General features: G+C 54.5%; 13 protein-coding genes. 7 read left to right on the top strand and 6 right to left on the bottom strand.

Annotated features, from left to right (window positions below):
• The first annotated feature begins 15 nt into the window (after window positions 1-15).
• From nirB to cobA, 3 genes are read left to right on the top strand one after another with little or no spacing between them, the layout of a single operon-like run.
• Complete coding sequence (gene nirB / locus IEV89_RS06410; protein ID WP_188471636.1) at window positions 16-4,227, top strand: nitrite reductase large subunit NirB; 4,212 nt, start codon at window positions 16-18, stop codon at window positions 4,225-4,227.
• Entirely contained in the window at window positions 4,224-6,893 is a 2,670-nt protein-coding gene (locus tag IEV89_RS06405) for a nitrate reductase (protein ID WP_188471634.1), read from the top strand. Before nirB ends, IEV89_RS06405 begins: the two co-directional genes overlap by 4 nt.
• A complete protein-coding gene (gene cobA, locus IEV89_RS06400) occupies window positions 6,890-7,780 on the top strand; it encodes a uroporphyrinogen-III C-methyltransferase (RefSeq protein WP_188471632.1) in 891 nt (296 codons plus the stop codon). Before IEV89_RS06405 ends, cobA begins: the two co-directional genes overlap by 4 nt.
• Before the next feature lie 91 nt (window positions 7,781-7,871).
• On the opposite strand, the gene IEV89_RS06395 is transcribed toward cobA, so the two are convergent.
• Window positions 7,872-8,801, bottom strand: coding sequence for a DMT family transporter (locus IEV89_RS06395; RefSeq protein WP_229746400.1), 930 nt, complete (start codon window positions 8,799-8,801; stop codon window positions 7,872-7,874).
• Window positions 8,802-9,086: 285 nt separating this feature from the next.
• Here IEV89_RS06395 and IEV89_RS06390 point away from each other — a divergent pair, with 285 nt between their 5' ends.
• Window positions 9,087-9,512 (top strand): CopD family protein, encoded by a 426-nt coding sequence (locus IEV89_RS06390; RefSeq protein WP_188471630.1) that lies wholly within the window; start codon window positions 9,087-9,089, stop codon window positions 9,510-9,512.
• Window positions 9,513-9,603: 91 nt separating this feature from the next.
• Here the strand turns inward: IEV89_RS06390 and ychF are convergent, their stop codons facing one another.
• On the bottom strand, window positions 9,604-10,695 hold the full coding sequence (ychF, locus tag IEV89_RS06385) for a redox-regulated ATPase YchF (protein ID WP_188471628.1): 1,092 nt from the start codon (window positions 10,693-10,695) through the stop codon (window positions 9,604-9,606).
• Between the two features lie 232 nt (window positions 10,696-10,927).
• On the opposite strand from ychF, the gene IEV89_RS06380 reads away from it, so the two are divergent.
• Window positions 10,928-12,409 (top strand): SulP family inorganic anion transporter, encoded by a 1,482-nt coding sequence (locus tag IEV89_RS06380; RefSeq protein ID WP_188471626.1) that lies wholly within the window; start codon window positions 10,928-10,930, stop codon window positions 12,407-12,409.
• 54 nt (window positions 12,410-12,463) lie between these two features.
• Here the strand turns inward: IEV89_RS06380 and pth are convergent, their stop codons facing one another.
• Complete coding sequence (gene pth, locus IEV89_RS06375) at window positions 12,464-13,054, bottom strand: aminoacyl-tRNA hydrolase (RefSeq protein WP_188471623.1); 591 nt, start codon at window positions 13,052-13,054, stop codon at window positions 12,464-12,466.
• A 302-nt stretch (window positions 13,055-13,356) separates the two neighbouring features.
• On the opposite strand from pth, the gene ychH reads away from it, so the two are divergent.
• The gene (ychH, locus tag IEV89_RS06370; RefSeq protein WP_188471621.1) at window positions 13,357-13,629 is read left to right on the top strand and encodes a stress-induced protein YchH; all 273 of its coding nucleotides are present in this window, start codon (window positions 13,357-13,359) and stop codon (window positions 13,627-13,629) included.
• A gap of 125 nt (window positions 13,630-13,754) precedes the next feature.
• Here ychH and prs read toward each other — a convergent pair whose 3' ends face one another.
• From prs to lolB, 3 genes are all read right to left on the bottom strand, one after another.
• Window positions 13,755-14,702 (bottom strand): ribose-phosphate diphosphokinase, encoded by a 948-nt coding sequence (prs, locus tag IEV89_RS06365; protein ID WP_104921955.1) that lies wholly within the window; start codon window positions 14,700-14,702, stop codon window positions 13,755-13,757.
• A gap of 189 nt (window positions 14,703-14,891) precedes the next feature.
• Entirely contained in the window at window positions 14,892-15,752 is an 861-nt protein-coding gene (ispE, locus tag IEV89_RS06360; protein WP_188471620.1) for a 4-(cytidine 5'-diphospho)-2-C-methyl-D-erythritol kinase, read from the bottom strand.
• Window position 15,753: 1 nt separating this feature from the next.
• On the bottom strand, window positions 15,754-16,377 hold the full coding sequence (lolB, locus tag IEV89_RS06355; protein ID WP_188471618.1) for a lipoprotein insertase outer membrane protein LolB: 624 nt from the start codon (window positions 16,375-16,377) through the stop codon (window positions 15,754-15,756).
• A 299-nt stretch (window positions 16,378-16,676) separates the two neighbouring features.
• Here lolB and hemA point away from each other — a divergent pair, with 299 nt between their 5' ends.
• Complete coding sequence (hemA, locus tag IEV89_RS06350) at window positions 16,677-17,939, top strand: glutamyl-tRNA reductase (RefSeq protein WP_188471615.1); 1,263 nt, start codon at window positions 16,677-16,679, stop codon at window positions 17,937-17,939.
• Window positions 17,940-17,961 lie beyond the last annotated feature (22 nt).

The following is a 17,961-nucleotide window of genomic DNA, read 5'->3' as shown; positions in this document are numbered from 1 at the left end:
GGCGGGGTGAGCGCAATGGACAAACCCACTCTGGTGGTGATTGGCAACGGAATGGCGGGCGCGCGGTTGGTTGAAACGCTGTGCGAGCTGGCACCGGCACGTTATCGCATCCTAATGATTGGCGATGAAGCGCATGCCGCTTACAACCGCATCATGCTCACGCCGGTGTTGTCGGGCGAGAAAAGCTTTGATGACATCATGACGCACGATGCGCAGTGGTATGAACGTCACGGTGTCACTTTTATGGCGAGTTCACCGGTGACGGCCATTGATCGCGAAGTTCGCACCGTCTTGGTCCGCGAACAGTCGCTGCGTTACGACCATCTGGTGATCGCCACCGGTTCACGGCCTTTTATGCCGTGTCTGCCTGGCATGGATTTACCGGGTATTTATGGCTTTCGCAACCAACACGACGTCGAAAATATTTTGCGCGGGGATTATGCAGGGCAACCAGCCGTGGTGATCGGGGGTGGCGTGCTAGGCGTTGAAGCTGCGGCGGCGCTGGCATTGCGCGGTATGCAGGTCAGTATTTTGCACCGCGGGCCCTATCTGATGGATCAGCTGCTTGATGAACACGCCGCTGAACTGCTGCGCGTCAGCCTGTTATCGCGCGGCATTGAGACGGTGTTGCAGGCGGAAACCGTCGCCTATCTCGCAAGCGACACCGGCAGCGTTCAGGCGGTTAAACTGCGCGATGACCGTGAGATCCCGGCACTGCGCGTAGTGGTTGCCGCCGGTGTTCGTCCGGATATCGCGCTGGCACAGGCTGCCGGGCTGGAGTGTGCGCGTGGCATTCTGGTCAGCGACAAGCTACACACCTCCGATCCGCATATTTCGGCCATTGGCGAATGCTGTCAGTTAGGTGAACTGACGTTTGGCCTGGTGGCGCCGTGCTGGCAGCAGGCCGACACGCTGGCTGCGCGGCTGGCGGGTGTTGATGCTGAACCCTTTACAGTACAGAACGTACCGCTGCGGCTGAAAGTCACCGGCATTGACTTGTTTTGTGCCGGAGAGCTGCACGGAGATCAGCAAGCACAGATTCACACGACCTTCGACCCGTTCGACGGCCACTACCGTCGCCTGTTGCTGCGCGATAACCAGCTGAAAGGCGTGCTGCTGTGGGGCGATATCAGCGACGGGCCGGACTATTTCTCACGCTTTGGCAATCCATCCATACCGCAGGCGCCGTTGAGCGTTTTCAATCTCACTGAAACCCATCACGGGAAAACGCCTGCGATGACCCTAAAACCCCCAACAGAGTCGTTATCCCACGAGATAGCGAGGAGCGATGCGATGTCTAAACCTGTATTAGTGATAGCCGGACACGGCATGGTAGGTCACCATTTCCTGCAACAGCTGGTCGAACGTGAACTGCATTTGCAATATCAGGTGATTGTCTTCGCAGAAGAGCCATCACCGGCCTATGACCGCGTGCATCTGTCCGAGTTCTTCTCCGGCCGCAGCGCAGAGTCGTTGTCGATGGTGGAAGCGGGGTTCTTTGAATCGACCGGTATAGAACTGCGCCTTGCGCACGGCATTGAGCATATTGATACGCTGCACCGTTTTGTGGTCGACCGTCAGGGGCGACAAACCGCTTACGATTTACTGGTGCTGGCGACCGGCTCTTATCCATTCGTCCCGCCAATTCCCGGCAACGATGCGCCGGGCTGTTTGGTCTATCGCACGCTGGAGGATCTGGTGGCCATTCAGGCCTGCGCGGAACAGGGCACAATCGGCGTGGTGGTGGGCGGCGGTTTGCTCGGGCTGGAAGCGGCCAATGCGCTGAAACATCTTGGCTTGCAAACGCATGTGGTGGAGTTCGCGCCCCGGCTGATGGGGGTTCAGCTTGATGAAGGCGGAGCGGCAATGCTGCGTCGTAAAATTGAAGCGCTGGGCGTACAGGTGCACACCGGTAAAGAAACGCGTGAAATTGTCGCGGGCGAGACGCAACGTTACCGCATGCAATTTGCCGACGGCAGCCATCTGGAGACCGATCTGGTGCTGTTTTCGGCCGGGATTCGCCCGCGCGACCAACTGGCCAGAGAGTGCGGACTGGAGGTCGGACCGCGCGGCGGTATCGTCATCAACGACCAATGCCGCACCTCGGACCCGGCCATTTTTGCCATCGGTGAATGTGCGTTGTGGAACGGTCAGATCTTCGGGCTGGTTGCGCCCGGTTATCAGATGGCGCGCACGCTGGCGGATACGCTGTCCGGCAGTGACGTGGCCTTCAAAGGCGCGGACATGAGCACCAAACTGAAGCTTCTCGGTGTCGAGGTGGCGTCGGTCGGCGATGCGCATGGCCGTACGCCGGGCAGCCAGAGCTACAGTTGGGTGGACGGCCCGGCGGAAGTGTATAAAAAAATTGTGGTCTCGCAGGACAGTAAACGCCTGCTCGGCGCGGTGCTGGTCGGCGATAGCAACCAATACAGTACGCTGCTGCAGATGATACTCAACGACATGCCGTTGCCTGCCAGCCCGGAAGGACTGATTTTACCCGCCAGCGCTGGCGCAGCACCGCACAGTCTTGGCGTCGCAGCCTTGCCGGACGGCGCGCAAATCTGCTCCTGTCACAACGTCAGCAAATCTGATATTTGCGATGCAGTCAAAGGCGGTTGCGGTGACATGGCGGCCATCAAATCCTGCACCAAAGCAGCCACGGGCTGCGGTGGCTGTGCGGCGCTGACCAAGCAGGTCATGGAATTCGCGCTGACCGAAATGGGCATCGACGTAAAAAAAGATGTCTGCGAGCATTTCGCCTATTCGCGGCAGGAGATTTATCACCTCGTGCGGATGGACAACCTCCGCAGCTTTGATGAACTCATCGCCAGGCACGGTCACGGCCATGGCTGTGAAATATGTAAGCCGCTGGTTGGATCGATTCTGGCGTCGTGCTGGAACGATTATCTGCTCAAACCGCAGCATTTGCCGTTACAGGACACCAACGATCGTTACTTCGCCAATATCCAAAAAGACGGGACTTACTCCGTGGTGCCGCGTGTTCCGGCCGGGGAGATCACGCCTGACGGGCTGATCGCCATCGGTCTGGTCGCCAAGCGTTACAATCTCTACACCAAAATCACCGGCGGGCAGCGTGTCGATCTGTTTGGTGCGCGGCTTGAACAACTGCCGGAGATCTGGCAACAACTGGTGGATGCCGGATTCGAAACCGGTCACGCCTACGGTAAATCGCTGCGCACGGTGAAATCCTGCGTCGGCTCCAACTGGTGTCGCTACGGCGTGCAGGATTCGACCGCACTGGCGCTGCAACTGGAGAGCCGCTACAAGGGTCTGCGCTCGCCGCATAAAATCAAAATGGCCGTTTCTGGCTGTACCCGTGAATGTGCCGAAGCGCAGAGCAAAGACGTCGGTGTGATCGCCACCGACAAGGGCTGGAACCTGTATGTGTGTGGTAACGGTGGCATGAAGCCGCGCCACGCTGATTTGCTGGCGCAGGACATGAGCACGGAAGCGTTAATCCGCACTGTGGATCGTTTCCTGATGTTCTACATCCGCACCGCTGATCGTCTGCAACGTACCAGTACCTGGATGGATAATCTCGAAGGCGGCATGGACTATCTGCGTCAGGTGGTGTTGGAAGACAGCCTGAATATCGGCGCTGAGCTGGAAAGCGAGATGAACGCGGTGGTCGGCACCTATCAGTGTGAATGGCAGACCACACTGGCCGACCCGGATCGTCTGGCGCTGTTCCGGCCGTTCGTCAACAGCAATCAACCGGATGAAGCGGTGGTGATGGTCGAAGAGCGTCAGCAGGTTAGACCGGCGAACGCTGAAGAACGCGCCGCACTGAAGCCTGTGGTGGTGAATCAGCCGGTGATCGCGGTGCAGGGCTGGGTTGATGTGTGTGAACTGAGTGAGATTCCTGCCAACGCGGGCATGGCGGCGCGGCTGGCCAACCGGCAGATTGCGCTGTTCCATCTGCCGGATCATCCGCAGCAGGTATTTGCCCTCAGCAACCACGAGCCGGATAGCGACGCCAACGTACTGGCGCGTGGGCTGGTGGGCGACGTAAAAGGCGAACCGGTGGTGATTTCGCCGCTGTACAAGCAGCGGTTCCGGTTGCTCGATGGCCGCAGCATGGACGATGCGCACTCTGCGCTGAGCGTCTGGCCGGTGAAAGTGGACGGTGGTCGCGTCTGGGTACAGGAACAGCCGCTAAACCGCGTTGCCCGTGTTCCTGAGAACATTGAGACGGTCAGCCTATGAAGAAAGCCGCAATTTCTACCACCTGTGCTTACTGCGGCGTCGGCTGTGGTGTCAGCATGCAGCCGCAAGCGGAAGGCTTTAGCGCCAGCGGTGAAGTGTCACATCCGGCTAATTTCGGTCGGCTGTGCGTTAAAGGCCACGCGCTTGGGGAAACACTGTCTTTGGCCGGGCGTCTGCTACAGCCAGAGATTGACCGCCAACCGGTCAGTTGGTCGAAGGCATTAGACGCCGTCGCGAATGGCTTGCAGGACGTGATCCGTGAATTCGGCCCGCATGCCGTCGCGTTTTATGGTTCCGGGCAACTGCTGACGGAAGATTATTACGTCGCCAATAAGCTGATGAAAGGCTTCATCGGCGCGGGAAATATGGATACCAATTCGCGGCTGTGCATGGCGTCGGCGGTGGTCGGGTACAAGCGTGCCTTCGGTGCGGACGCGGTGCCGTGCAATTATCAGGATTTGATAGTGGCCGATTGCGTGATCCTCACCGGTTCGAACACCGCATGGGCACATCCGGTCGCATATCAGCGGTTGGCGCAGGCGAAAAAAGAGCGGCCAGAGATGCGTATTATCGTCATCGATCCGCGTCAGACTGCGACCTGCGACATTGCCGATTTACATTTGCCGCTGCGCCCCGGCAGCGATGCCGCGCTGTTTTGCGGTGCGCTGAACGCCATGGCGCAAAGCGGCAAACTGGATGCGGATTTTCTGCAACATCACACGCAGGGCGCAGATGAAACGCTGTTAGCCGCACAGGACTGGACGCTGGCAAAAACCGCCAGCTTCTGTGGCCTGACGACGGCGCAGTTGCTGACGTTTTATCAGATCATCGCCGATAGCGACCGGCTGGTGACGCTCTATTCGATGGGCATCAATCAGTCCAGTTCCGGCGTGGATAAATGCAACGCCATCATCAATTTGCATCTGGCGACCGGCAAAGTCGGCCGCGAAGGCTGCGGACCCTTTTCGATTACCGGACAGCCGAATGCGATGGGCGGACGTGAAGTGGGTGGACTGGCGAATCAACTGGCGTCGCACATGGGCTTCACACCGGAAGAGATCGATCGCGTCGGACGTTTTTGGATGAGTGACAACGTCACTCAATCCCCGGGTCTCAACGCCGTCGACCTGTTTCGCGCCATTGAAGAAGGCCAGATTAAAGCCGTGTGGATCATGGGCACCAATCCGCTGGTGTCATTGCCCGATGCCGACCGCGTGCGTGCCGGGCTGGCGCGGTGCCCGCTGGTGATCGTCTCTGATATTATGCGCGATACCGATACCACCCGCGCGGCGCATATTTGCCTGCCTGCGCTCGGTTGGGGTGAAAAAAATGGCACTGTCACTAACTCTGAGCGCTGTATTTCGAGACAGCGCGCCTTTCTGCCTGCGCCGGGAGAAGCAAAACCTGACTGGTGGATACTCAGCCAGGTGGCGCAGCGTTTAGGGTTTGCTGACGCTTTTGCCTATCAGCATCCGGCGGAGATATTTCGTGAACACGCGGCACTGTCCGGTTTCGAGAATCACGGTTCCCGCGCCTTTGATATCAGTGGGCTGGCACAATTAACAAATTTTCAATGGGATAGCATGCGACCGTTGCAGTGGCCCGTCAATGCTGCCAATCCGCAGGGTACAGCGCGGCTATTCACCGACCTTCAATTCTTTCATCCTGACGGCAAAGCGCGGCTGATCGCTATCACACCGCAGCTGCCGATGAATCAACCGACGACGGCTTACCCGCTGGTGATGAACACCGGCAGAGTGCGTGACCAGTGGCATACGATGACGCGCACCGGTAAATCGGCGCGTCTGATGCAGCATATCAGTGAGCCGTTTTGCCAGTTTCATCCTGACGATGCGCCACACATACACTCCGGCGATCTGGTGCGCGTTGCCTCATCGCATGGTTGGTTATTGCTGCGCGCTCAGCCTGACAGCCTGCAACCGCGTGGCAGCGTGTTTGTACCGATGCACTGGAACAGCCAGTTCAGCCAGCAAGCCAGGGTCGATGCCTTGATCGAAGCGCATGTCGACCCGCTTTCAGGCCAACCGGAAAGCAAGCATATGCCGGTTAGCCTGCGCCACTGGAAAGCGGCCTGGCAGGCCGAGGTGTTTATGCGTGGCAGTCACGAGGATCACCCCATGCCGCCCGCGACGGCGTACTGGAGCCGTATCACCCAACCGGGCGTCACGCATTACACGCTTGCTGATTCGTCAATGCCGGAAGATTGGATGGCGTGGCTCAGCGAACATGTTGGTACGGATCGCTGGGTATGCCAGTCGGCCCGTCTGGGTGACGAAGGTTTCAACCTGCTGGCATGGTCCGAGGGCGAGTTACAACTGGCGTTTTACGCGCATCGCCAGCATCCGGCCCCTGACAGGCAGGCGGTCGTCGCGGCCTTTACTCAGCCACCGGGTACGGCGCAACATCGTCTGGCGCTGCTGGCAGGCATCGCCGCAAGCGGCAAAGCGCCGACTGGCGCGATGATTTGCAGCTGCTTTGCGGTTGGTGAAAGGGTCATCGCGGACGCCATTCGGCAGGGATGTCACAGCGTGCAACAGCTCGGTGCACAACTAAAATGCGGCACCTGCTGCGGCTCATGCATTCCTGAACTTAAAAAAATCATCGTCGGTCAGCTCGCCACGCTGACAGCAGGAGAAGACCAATGAACATCCTCGAACCGTCATTACAGGTGCAACAGATATCTCAGATCATCGGGCTGGCAAACATGCGCAACCCGGTATGTCGCGGCGAAGTCTGGCTGGTTGGCGCGGGGCCGGGGGATGTGGAACTCCTGACGCTGAAAGCGCTGCGGGTGATACAGCAGGCAGATGTGGTGGTGTTCGACCGGTTGGTGTCTGAACCGATCATGGCACTGATCCCGGCGGATGTAATGCGCATCGACGTCGGTAAATCGACACGCAATCACAGGCTCGGGCAGGCGGAGATCAATCAGCTGCTGGTGGATCTGGCACAGACCGGCAAACGGGTCGTGCGCCTGAAGGGGGGCGATCCGTTTGTGTTCGGCCGTGGTGGCGAAGAGATGGTGCATTGCCAGCAGCACGACGTGGTTTGCCATATTGTGCCGGGCATCACCGCAGCGATGGGCTGCGCCGCCGCCAGTGGTATTCCGCTGACGCACCGTAATCTGGCGCAGTCGGTGCGCTTTGTCACGGGACATGGCGCGCAGGGCGAACCGGATATCGACTGGGCAAAACTCACCATGGCGCGACAGACGCTGGTGTTTTACATGGGTATCGCCAACTGCGGCAATATTCGCCAGCAGCTGATTGCACACGGGTTGCCCGTTACCACGCCGGTGGCGATCATTGAACGAGGAACACAGCCGGAACAGCGAGTGATCACCGGCACGCTGGACGTACTGGCTGACCTCGTTACGGCGAACCGGGTTATGACACCCGCATTGTTGATCGTCGGCGAGGTGGTGGGGATGTATAGAAGGTCCCAGGTTGTGGCTGTATCAGAGAGCTCTGGAGCAAAGGGATTGATCGAAACGATGTCTGTTTCTCAAGACCTGTGCACGCTCAGTGCCTGATGTCGAAACCGCCATTATCTATAGGGTCGTCCTCTCAGTGTCTTTGAACTTTAGCAAGACGATGTCGCTAAGGGCGAAGGACGGGAAAGGCTTAAGCGCTTTCTTTTTCTGTGCGTACCGTGCCAACCCTCTTCACTGGCACGGTAATCAACATCAGGCACCCCAATATCAGCCCGATACCGACCCAGCCCATGACCGGCAGCCTTTCGCCAACAATCACTACGGCGAGCACTGCCGCGACGGCCGGTTCGAGCAGGGTGATGGTGGTGGCCAGACTGGCTGAAATGCGCGCCAGTCCGTATCCGTAACAGACGTAGCCGATAAACATCGGGATTAGCGCCATATAGAGGCCGACAGCGGCGTTGTTGACTGATGCCAGTAGCGGCGAACCGGTTGCAAAGAGTACTGGCATCAACAGAATGCCGCCAATACCGAAGGTTGCGCCCATCGCCGTGCGTGAAGGAATGCCGCGCTGCATCAGGTGACGTGCCGCCCAGGAATAGAGGGCGTAGGTCAGACCAGCGAGTAATCCGAGCGTGATGCCGAGAATCACATCTGATTGCTGCGCCGTTGACGTATGACTTGGGTTTTCGGCCAGGCACAGCAGCATCATTCCCGCGACACCCACCGTCGCGCCAGTCATCCAGCGTCGCGTCAGCCGTTGCCCGTCGAGGCAATATTCTATCAGCGCTGAGAGCAGCGGGGCGGATCCGATGGAAATCACCGTGCCGACTGTAACGCCCGCGAGGTGCATAGAGGCGTAAAACGCCAGCGGGTATATGGCCACGGCCAGCGCGCCGGTCGCTAGCATGCCCCCATTCTGGCTGAGAGTGACGCGGTTTGTGATAATCCCTCTGAGGGCGATTAGCGCCTGTAAAAGGCCGCCGACACCCATTGCGACTGCCCCAATGGCGACCGCACTGACCTCGGGGGCAAAGGTTGCCGCCGTTCCCGTGGTTCCCCACAGTAATGCAGCGATCAAGACTGCGCTGATGCCAAACATGCGATCCCGCTGATTCATCCTTTGAACGTCTCCATCATGTCATCGGCCATCAGGATGAGAAAGTTAACCTTCAGGATCGATTCGACCTGTTCTTTATGTCCCTGCACCGCGGCTCTTCTTTGTTTAATCGAGAGTAGATAGACCAGTCTGCCTACTCATTAACAGTAATGAAAGAGGCTGATAAGGCGCGTTAACCGTGTCTTAATTGTGGGAAAGAGACATAATCAGGCAAAAGCCTTTTCGAGACAGCGGGTTGAAGCTGTCCCTGAGCAACATGTCGTTAACTTTCTAAGGAGTAAAAACATGCTTCATGAGTGGCTGAATGCCTTACACATCATTGCCGGCGTATTGTGGATGGGTGGGATGATGGGGATGGCGATGATTTTCGCAACCAGTGGAAAAACCAGTGCGAATGACAGCAGTCATTCTACCTTGCTCGACTACGCTCGCCAATGGAATCGCTGCGTCACCAGCCCGGCGATGCTGCTGTTGTGGATCGCCGGAATCTGGATGATTGTCAGCTACGGCAAATTTCCCCACGCATGGCTGCTGATCAAAATGGTGGTCGTAGTGCTACTTTCCGCCATTCACGGCATGCTTTCCGGTGAGCTCCGCCGTCGCGCGACGGGCCAGCCTACCAAAGACTTCGCCATTCTGCGTAAAGCCTCCGGGATTATTGTCGCTGCCGTCGTGGTGATTGTGGTGCTGGCGGTGATCAGACCGTTCTGACTCTGGCGTCATCTTTCTGAAAAAAAATCCACGCTTTCGCGTGGATTTTTAATTACTCACTTTTCTGTCAATGCCAACTGGCGTTGGCAGATTAGACGTTGAACAGGAAGTTCATCACGTCGCCGTCTTTAACGATGTAATCTTTGCCTTCTGAACGCATTTTGCCAGCTTCTTTCGCGCCTTGTTCACCTTTGAAATTGATGAAGTCGTCAAAAGCGATGGTTTGGGCGCGGATAAAGCCTTTTTCGAAGTCGGTATGAATTTTACCGGCTGCCTGCGGGGCGGTTGCGCCGACAGGAATCGTCCATGCACGCACTTCTTTCACGCCAGCGGTGAAGTAAGTCTGCAGGTTCAGCAGGTCATAACCGGCGCGAATCACGCGGTTCAGACCCGGCTCTTCCAGGCCCATTTCAGCCATGAACTCTGCACGGTCGGCATCTTCCAGTTCAGCGATGTCAGATTCAACGGCGGCACATACGGCAACCACAACGGAACCTTCAGCTGCGGCAATGTTACGTACGATATCGAGGTAAGGATTATTTTCATAACCATCTTCGTTGACGTTAGCGATGTACATCGTCGGTTTGAGCGTCAGGAAGCTCAGGTAGCGGATAGCCGCTTTGTCTTCATCGGTCAGATCCAGCGCACGCAGCATACCGGCATTAGAAAGCTGAGGCAGACATTTTTCCAGCGCAGCCAGTTCGGCTTTGGCATCTTTGTCACCCCCTTTGGCACGCTTCTGCACACGATGTATCGCGCGTTCACAAGTGTCGAGATCCGACAGAGCCAGTTCGGTATTGATAACATCAATGTCGTCAGCCGGATCAACTCGGTTATTTACGTGGATGATGTTGTCGTTGTCAAAACAGCGCACCACGTGGCCGATGGCTTCGGTTTCACGTATGTTGGTCAGGAACTGGTTGCCCAGGCCTTCACCTTTAGAGGCACCTTTAACCAGACCGGCAATGTCGACGAATTCCATGGTGGTCGGCAGAATACGTTGAGGTTTTACGATTTCGGCCAACTGGTCGAGACGTGAATCAGGCATTGGTACTACGCCGGTGTTAGGTTCGATGGTGCAGAACGGGAAGTTAGCTGCTTCGATACCCGCTTTAGTCAGCGCATTGAACAGAGTTGATTTACCGACGTTCGGCAGGCCCACGATACCGCATTTGAATCCCATGTCGCTCTCACCTTAAATATCTTAATAATCAAGCAATTAACTTTAATTGCACGATGTAATGACCACAATAGGCCGCATTATACACGCAATAACACTTTTTCTCGAATACCCGTCATCCTTAAGGCTAACTCCGTGTCGGAAAGCTGAGGAACAATCAATCCTTGCCTCATTTCGCCCATTTTTAGATACTTATCGCAATTATTTAACTGACTGCAAATAAATCGGATACTTTATGTTTAGCCTGCGTGATTTGAAAATGTCGGAAGTGAAGAATGAAACGCTGGCAGGGTTTGTGGTGGCGGTATCGATGATCCCGGAAGCCGTCGGGTTCTCGCTGGTGGCTGGGTTGTCGCCGATTGTTGGGCTGCATACGGCGTTTATCATTGGGTTTGTGACCGCATTGTTTGGCGGCAAGCCTGGGATGGTGTCGGGTGCCGCTGGCTCTATCGTGGTGGTGTTGATGAGCCTTGCCGCGCAGCATGGCATGGGTTACGTACTGTGGGCGACGATTTTTGCTGGTGTATTTCAGATATTGATTGGCGTGTTTCGGCTGGGTAAATTCATTCGTCTGGTGCCGCTCCCGGCGATCCACGGTTTTGTTAACGGGTTGGCCATTGTCATCATGTTGGCACAGTTACACATGATAGCCGGGCAGGGGCCGCTGATGTACGGGCTGGTGCTGCTGGCGATTTTGGTGGTAGTGGTGTTCCCTAAGTTGACCAAAGTCATTCCGGCCTCACTGGCGGCGCTGATTGCGGTATCGGCAGTGGCGATTGGTTTTAATCTGCACACTCTGCGGGTCGGCGATCTGGCGGATATCGCCGGTGCCTTGCCGCATTTTAGCCTCCCTGTTGCGCCGTTCAATCTTGAGATGATCAAAGTTGTGGTGCCTTATGCCGTCGTGATTGCTTTAGTGGGGCTGATCGAATCCCTGTTAACCATGACAGTACTTGATGAGATGGGCGGGCATAAAGGAAATGGAAATCGCGAAAGTATTGCGCAGGGCGCTGGCAATACTCTATGCGGGCTGTTCGGTTGTTTCGCCGGATGCGCCATGATTGGGCAATCCATCATCAACTTTAGTTCCGGCGGCCGTGGGCGGATCTCCGGCATTGTGGGTGCCGTTCTTCTGATTCTATTCGTGGTTAGCCTGTCTGGCTATATAGGCTTACTACCTGTGGCGGCACTAGCAGGGATTATGTTGGTGGTGTGCTACAACACGTTCGAGTGGAGTTCGCTGCGTCGTTTACGCCGTATGCCTAAAGCCGATGCGTTAGTGATGGTGATCGTCACAGTGATCACTATCTTTACCGATTTGGCCGTGGCGGTGATCAGCGGGGTGATTATCTCGGCGCTGGTCTTTGCCTGGCAACAGGCGCGTATCCGGATCCGCGAGCATAAAACGAAGGGCGAACTGACAGTGTATAAGCTCGATGGGCCGTTGTTCTTTGGCTCTTCGGCCGCCTTTGCAGAGTTGTTTAAACCGCAGAATGACCCCCATAACGTCGTGCTGGATTTTGCAGGTACCCGAGTGATGGACTCAAGTGGGGTTGAAGCCATTGACAAACTAACAGCGCGTTATCTCGAGGCAGGGAAAACCATCCGGCTGCGCCATTTAAGCAGCGACTGTGTGAGTTTGTTGAAGAAAGCCGGGCCATTTTGCAGCCACGAGCTGGATGATCCTGAATATTACGTAGCGGAAGATACGCTCTGATTGGCAGATAAATTGAGAGGGGTTCAACTACGTGAACCCCTTTTTACCGCGGGATTACAGCTGCGCCTTGAAGCTGTGTAGACGCTGAACGGTCTTTTCCAGACCTTCTTTCATTAGCATCTCGGTGCAGCGCAGGGACTCGTCAATGGCATCATCAATCAGTTTTTGCTCGCTGGACGGAGGCTTGCTGAGCACAAATCCTACCACTTTGTTTCTATCACCGGGATGACCAATGCCAATTCGCAGGCGGTAGAAATTCGGGTTATTCCCCAGTTTGCTCTGAATATCTTTCAAGCCATTATGGCCACCGTTGCCGCCACCGAGTTTGATTTTTGCTACGCCCGGCGGAATATCCAGTTCGTCGTGTGCGACAAGAATTTCATCCGGCTCGATGCGATAAAAGTTAGCCACTGCCAGCACCGCTTTACCGCTGAGGTTCATGAATGTCGTTGGGACCAGCAAACGAACATCTTGCCCAGCCAGCGACAGGCGCGCGGTATAGCCGTAAAATTTACTCTCTTCTTTTAATTGCTGATGATGTTGGCGGGCGAGAAGGTCAACATACCAGGCACCTGCGTTATGTCGTGTTTGGGCGTATTCCGCGCCAGGATTGGCAAGACCCACAATTAATTTAATACTGCTCACGTTGGTTTCGCTTCTTCATGAGGTGACGTTCAGGTCGCTAGTTTACCTGCGCAACCCAGTCGTGTGAAACCCATGGCGAGCAATTAACGCTTATTACTTTTGAGGGTGAATAATATCGATGATGTATTATTCATTATTCTAATATAAACGGCGAAAAACCGTAAAGATTTGTCATTTGATATTCCATGCTTGTGATCGTTGCCGCAAAGTCAAATACGGTCATTAACTATACTTTTTAAGTAGGAAAACAGGAAAAGCAGATAAGTTGTGCTGTTTGATAGATGAATTACAGGAGGTAACATATGAAACGTAAAACTGCAGCAGCATTAGGTAATGTGCTGATGATGCTTGGTCTGGTCACTATGGTTGGAGGAGTGGGATACTCTATTCTTAACTTATTGCCTAATCTGGATTTACCGGAACTTTTGGCCCACGGTGCCGTTGCGAGTATCTTTTTTGGCGCGATCCTTTGGCTGGCCGGCGCGAGAATGAGTGGGCGCGAGCACGTTGCTGACCGTTATTTCTGGGTGCGCCACTATGATCCACGCTGTCGTAAAAGCCATCGCCATCCGTAATTGCGGGTAAGCAGATATTGATTATAGATTTTGAATAAAAAATAAACCCGTTATAGCAAAAGCTACAACGGGTTTTTCTTTTATTCGATATTCAATCAACCCTTCAGAGAAAGAAAGGGCAGTGATTAATGCTCGAACATGGCAGAGATAGATTCTTCATTACTGATACGTCGAATGGCTTCTGCCAGCATGCCTGAAAGCGTCAGAGTACGAACTTTTTTCAGCGCACGAATTTCGGCAGACAGTGGAATGGTATCGCACACAATGACTTCGTCAATCACAGAGTTTCTGATATTTTCCACCGCGTTGCCAGAGAAGATCGGATGAGTCGCGTAAGCAAATACACGCTTCGCACCGCGTTCTTTCAGTGCTTCAGCCGCTTTACAAAGCGTACCACCGGTATCGATCATGTCATCAACCAGTACACAGTCACGACCAGCCACATCACCAATAATATGCATCACTTGAGAAACGTTTGCGCGAGGGCGACGTTTGTCGATGATAGCCATATCAGTGTCATTAAGCAGTTTGGCCACGGCACGAGCGCGGACAACCCCACCAATATCCGGGGAAACTACGATCGGGTTTTCCAAATTTTGTTGCAGCATGTCTTCCAGCAGAATTGGACTACCGAACACGTTATCAACCGGGACATCGAAGAAGCCCTGAATCTGTTCGGCGTGTAAATCTACGGTAAGAACGCGGTCAACGCCCACGCTGGAAAGGAAGTCGGCAACGACTTTAGCAGTAATTGGCACACGGGCTGAACGCACCCGGCGATCCTGACGTGCATAACCGAAATAAGGAATGACGGCGGTAATACGGCCGGCGGAAGCGCGGCGTAAGGCATCAACCATTACGACCAGTTCCATCAGGTTATCGTTAGTAGGCGCGCAGGTGGATTGGATAATGAATATATCCCCGCCACGTACATTTTCGTTGATTTGCACACTTACTTCACCGTCACTAAAACGACTGACGGCGGCGTCACCAAGGCTGGTGTATAAACGGTTGGCAATACGTTGTGCTAGTTCCGGGGTGGCGTTACCAGCAAAAAGCTTCATATCAGGCACGAGAAGAACCTCAGGCTTGCGTCCAGGGAAGACATCGGCTTATGGCACCACCGGGCGGTGAGCGGTGCCACAGCATTATGCTTACGAGAAAAAATACTACGGTACATCAAAACGTTAAAGCAAAAATAACTCTGTTGCCCATTGAGAGGCTGGCAAAGAACAGACACAGATAACGGGACTGTGATAGTTCTACGCTTTGCCTGCGGCCCTCAACAGCTCTGCGCGGTAAGAGTGAAGGGGGGAGACGTTAACGCCTTTTGCCACAAAACCCGAAACCCACGGCGGAACCTGACGCAAAACCTCACGGGCTTCATGCTCTGAGTTGAATTCGGCAAACACACAAGCACCCGTGCCAGTCATACGTGACGGCGCGTATTCTAACAGCCAAGAAACAAGCTGTTCAACCTCGCAAAATCGTTTTCTCGCAATCGGTTGGCAATCATTTGTCCAGGCTGTGCTTAAAAGCACATTAATCGGACGTTTTGGCGTATTTCGAATCAGTTCAGGATCACCGAAAATGGTCGGGGTAGGAATATGAATGCCGGGATGGGCAATCAGATACCATTTTTCCTCTGGTTCGACAGGATGTAGCACCTCGCCAATGCCTTCCGCAAAAGCCGCATGTCCCATCACAAACACGGGTACGTCGGCGCCCAACGATTCGCCTAATACTGCTAACTGCTCATCAGCCAAACGACAATTCCACAGGGTGTTGAGCGCAATCAATACGGTGGCGGCATTGGATGAACCGCCACCAAGGCCGCCACCCATCGGGATCCGCTTCGTCAGTGCAATATCCACACCTTGAGTCGTCTGGCTGTGTTTTTGCAACAAACGCGCAGCGCGCACCACTAAATTATTGTCGTCAGCCACACCATCGACCGGCGTAGTGAGGAGAATCTGTCCGTCGGTACGCGTTGTAAAACCGAGGCTGTCGCCAAAGTCGACAAACTGAAACAAAGTTTGCAGTTCGTGGTAACCGTTGGCGCGTTGCCCGGTGATATAGAGGAATAAATTAAGTTTAGCCGGAGAAGGCCACGATTGCGTCATCTCAGTGTAAAGTCCAGCTGTCCATTTTCAATTTAATGCGCTGCTCATCCTGGGTGAGTTCCAGGCGTTCGGGCAACGACGGTTTAACCTCATCGCTGTAGCTCTGATATACCACTTTTCCTTTCAGACCGTGCTGACTGTAGTTAACTTGCGACAGGCGATACTGGCTATCGAGGGTGAAATCGCTTTCATCGCCGGGCAGACCGAGCATCCACAGACGCAGGTTCGCCAGCGGAATCGACATGCCAGTTAGTTTCTGGATCATCTCATCAGGGTTATTGCTGGTATATTTTTTGCCCTGATTGTTTGTTATCTGGGCGATGCCGCTTTGCACTTTAAGCTCCATCTCAGTGCTGCCAAGCGGATTGGTCAGCAGTAAACGATAGCTGTCTGGGGAGTATTGTTGCCAGAAGAAGCGGGCATAGACTTTCTGTTTATCCGAGATATAGGCAAATGAACCGCGAGTCTGATAATGCTCCAGCTTTTTGACCTGCGCTTCGTGCTCACGCCACTGCGGCGAAGTCGGGCTGGTTGCCGGGCCTTTTGGCGGATTGATTGTACAGGCGGCAAGTACCAGGCTGGCAAGAGGGAGAAGGTGACGCAGGTTGGCTTTACGCATTGGCATAACGGATTAAGTCCTTGGGTGCTGAGGCATCAGTGCCTGGGCAGATTCGACGGGCGTCAGTTTAACACACAGGCGCGGCGTACGTTTTCAAAAACAGAAGCATTGTTGTGTTGTTCTATAATAAAAAAAGTAACTTACACGTTGATCATCTTTGAGAAGTCTGTCAGAGGCAATGCTGATTTGTAATCAGATTTAACGGATAATGCTGCTTAGCTTTTATTGATCCCGCGCATCTTGTAGAATGCGCCTCAAGACGTAAATCCATACCAACATAGGTATTATTCGATAATCGCTTCCCTATGACCCTGCTTGCATTAGGAATTAATCACAAAACCGCACCGGTTTCATTGCGCGAACGGGTAAATTTTTCACCCGAGACCATTGAACTTGCGCTATCCAGCCTGCTCCAGCAACCACTGGTGCAGGGCGGCGTTGTGCTGTCCACGTGTAATCGGACTGAGTTATATCTCAGTGTGGAGCAACAGGGAAATCTTCAGGAACAGTTGGTGACCTGGTTATGTGATTATCATCACCTTAGCGTGGATGAAGTTAATAAAAGCCTTTACTGGCATCAGGATAATGCTGCCGTCAGTCATCTGATGCGCGTGGCGAGCGGTCTTGATTCGCTGGTGCTAGGCGAACCGCAAATTTTAGGTCAGGTAAAAAAAGCCTTTGCGGAGTCTCAGCATGGGCAGGCCGTTTCCGGCGAACTTGAACGTTTATTCCAAAAATCCTTCTCCGTCGCCAAGCGTATACGCACTGAAACCGATATCGGTGCCAGCGCCGTATCTGTGGCGTTTGCCGCCTGTACGCTGGCACGGCAAATCTTTGAGTCTCTGTCTGACGTCACAGTACTGTTGGTCGGTGCGGGTGAGACCATTGAGCTGGTGGCGCGTCATCTGCGTGAGCATAAAGTGCGCCACATGATGATTGCCAATCGTACACACGAACGAGCGCAGCTTCTGGCGAATGAAGTCGGTGCTGAAGTGATCACTTTGCAGGATATCGATTCCCGTCTGGCCGAAGCTGACATCATTATCAGTTCCACCGCCAGCCCGTTGCCTATTATTGGTAAAGGCATGGTGGAAAGGTCGCTCAAAGTCCGCCGTAACCAGCCTATGCTGATGGTGGACATTGCGGTTCCACGCGATATAGAGCCGGAAGTTGGCAAGCTTGCTAACGTTTACCTTTATAGCATTGACGATCTGCACAGTATTATTCAAAACAATCTGGCTCAGCGTAAGGCCGCAGCAATTCAGGCGGAATCTATCGTTGAGCAGGAAAGTGCTAATTTTATGGCGTGGTTACGTTCGCAGGGCGCGGTGGAGATTATTCGTGATTACCGCTCCCGCGCCGATCTCGTCCGGGCCGAAGCCGAAACCAAAGCGCTGGCGGCGATTGCACAGGGTGCAGATGTCACCGCAGTTATCCACGAATTAGCGCACAGATTAACTAACCGTCTTATTCACGCTCCCACCCGCTCTTTGCAACAGGCCGCCAGCGATGGTGATGTCGAACGCTTGCAAATTTTACGCGACAGCCTCGGGCTGGATCAGCAATAGTTCTCTTTTCTCACAGGGTTAA

The organism is Hafnia psychrotolerans, from assembly GCF_014639435.1.
GTDB lineage: Bacteria > Pseudomonadota > Gammaproteobacteria > Enterobacterales > Enterobacteriaceae > Ewingella > Ewingella psychrotolerans.
This window is presented reverse-complemented; position numbering and strand designations above follow the sequence as displayed.

Bases quoted from the DNA above. Each gene is read 5' to 3' on its own strand.
- nirB (WP_188471636.1), top strand. From the start codon at position 16: ATGGACAAACCCACTCTGGTGGTGATTGGCAACGGAATGGCGGGCGCG.
- IEV89_RS06405 (WP_188471634.1), top strand. From the start codon at position 4,224: ATGAAGAAAGCCGCAATTTCTACCACCTGTGCTTACTGCGGCGTCGGC.
- cobA (WP_188471632.1), top strand. From the start codon at position 6,890: ATGAACATCCTCGAACCGTCATTACAGGTGCAACAGATATCTCAGATC.
- IEV89_RS06395 (WP_229746400.1), bottom strand. From the start codon at position 8,801: ATGAATCAGCGGGATCGCATGTTTGGCATCAGCGCAGTCTTGATCGCT.
- IEV89_RS06390 (WP_188471630.1), top strand. From the start codon at position 9,087: ATGCTTCATGAGTGGCTGAATGCCTTACACATCATTGCCGGCGTATTG.
- ychF (WP_188471628.1), bottom strand. From the start codon at position 10,695: ATGGGATTCAAATGCGGTATCGTGGGCCTGCCGAACGTCGGTAAATCA.
- IEV89_RS06380 (WP_188471626.1), top strand. From the start codon at position 10,928: ATGTTTAGCCTGCGTGATTTGAAAATGTCGGAAGTGAAGAATGAAACG.
- ychH (WP_188471621.1), top strand. From the start codon at position 13,357: ATGAAACGTAAAACTGCAGCAGCATTAGGTAATGTGCTGATGATGCTT.
- ispE (WP_188471620.1), bottom strand. From the start codon at position 15,752: ATGACGCAATCGTGGCCTTCTCCGGCTAAACTTAATTTATTCCTCTAT.
- lolB (WP_188471618.1), bottom strand. From the start codon at position 16,377: ATGCCAATGCGTAAAGCCAACCTGCGTCACCTTCTCCCTCTTGCCAGC.
- hemA (WP_188471615.1), top strand. From the start codon at position 16,677: ATGACCCTGCTTGCATTAGGAATTAATCACAAAACCGCACCGGTTTCA.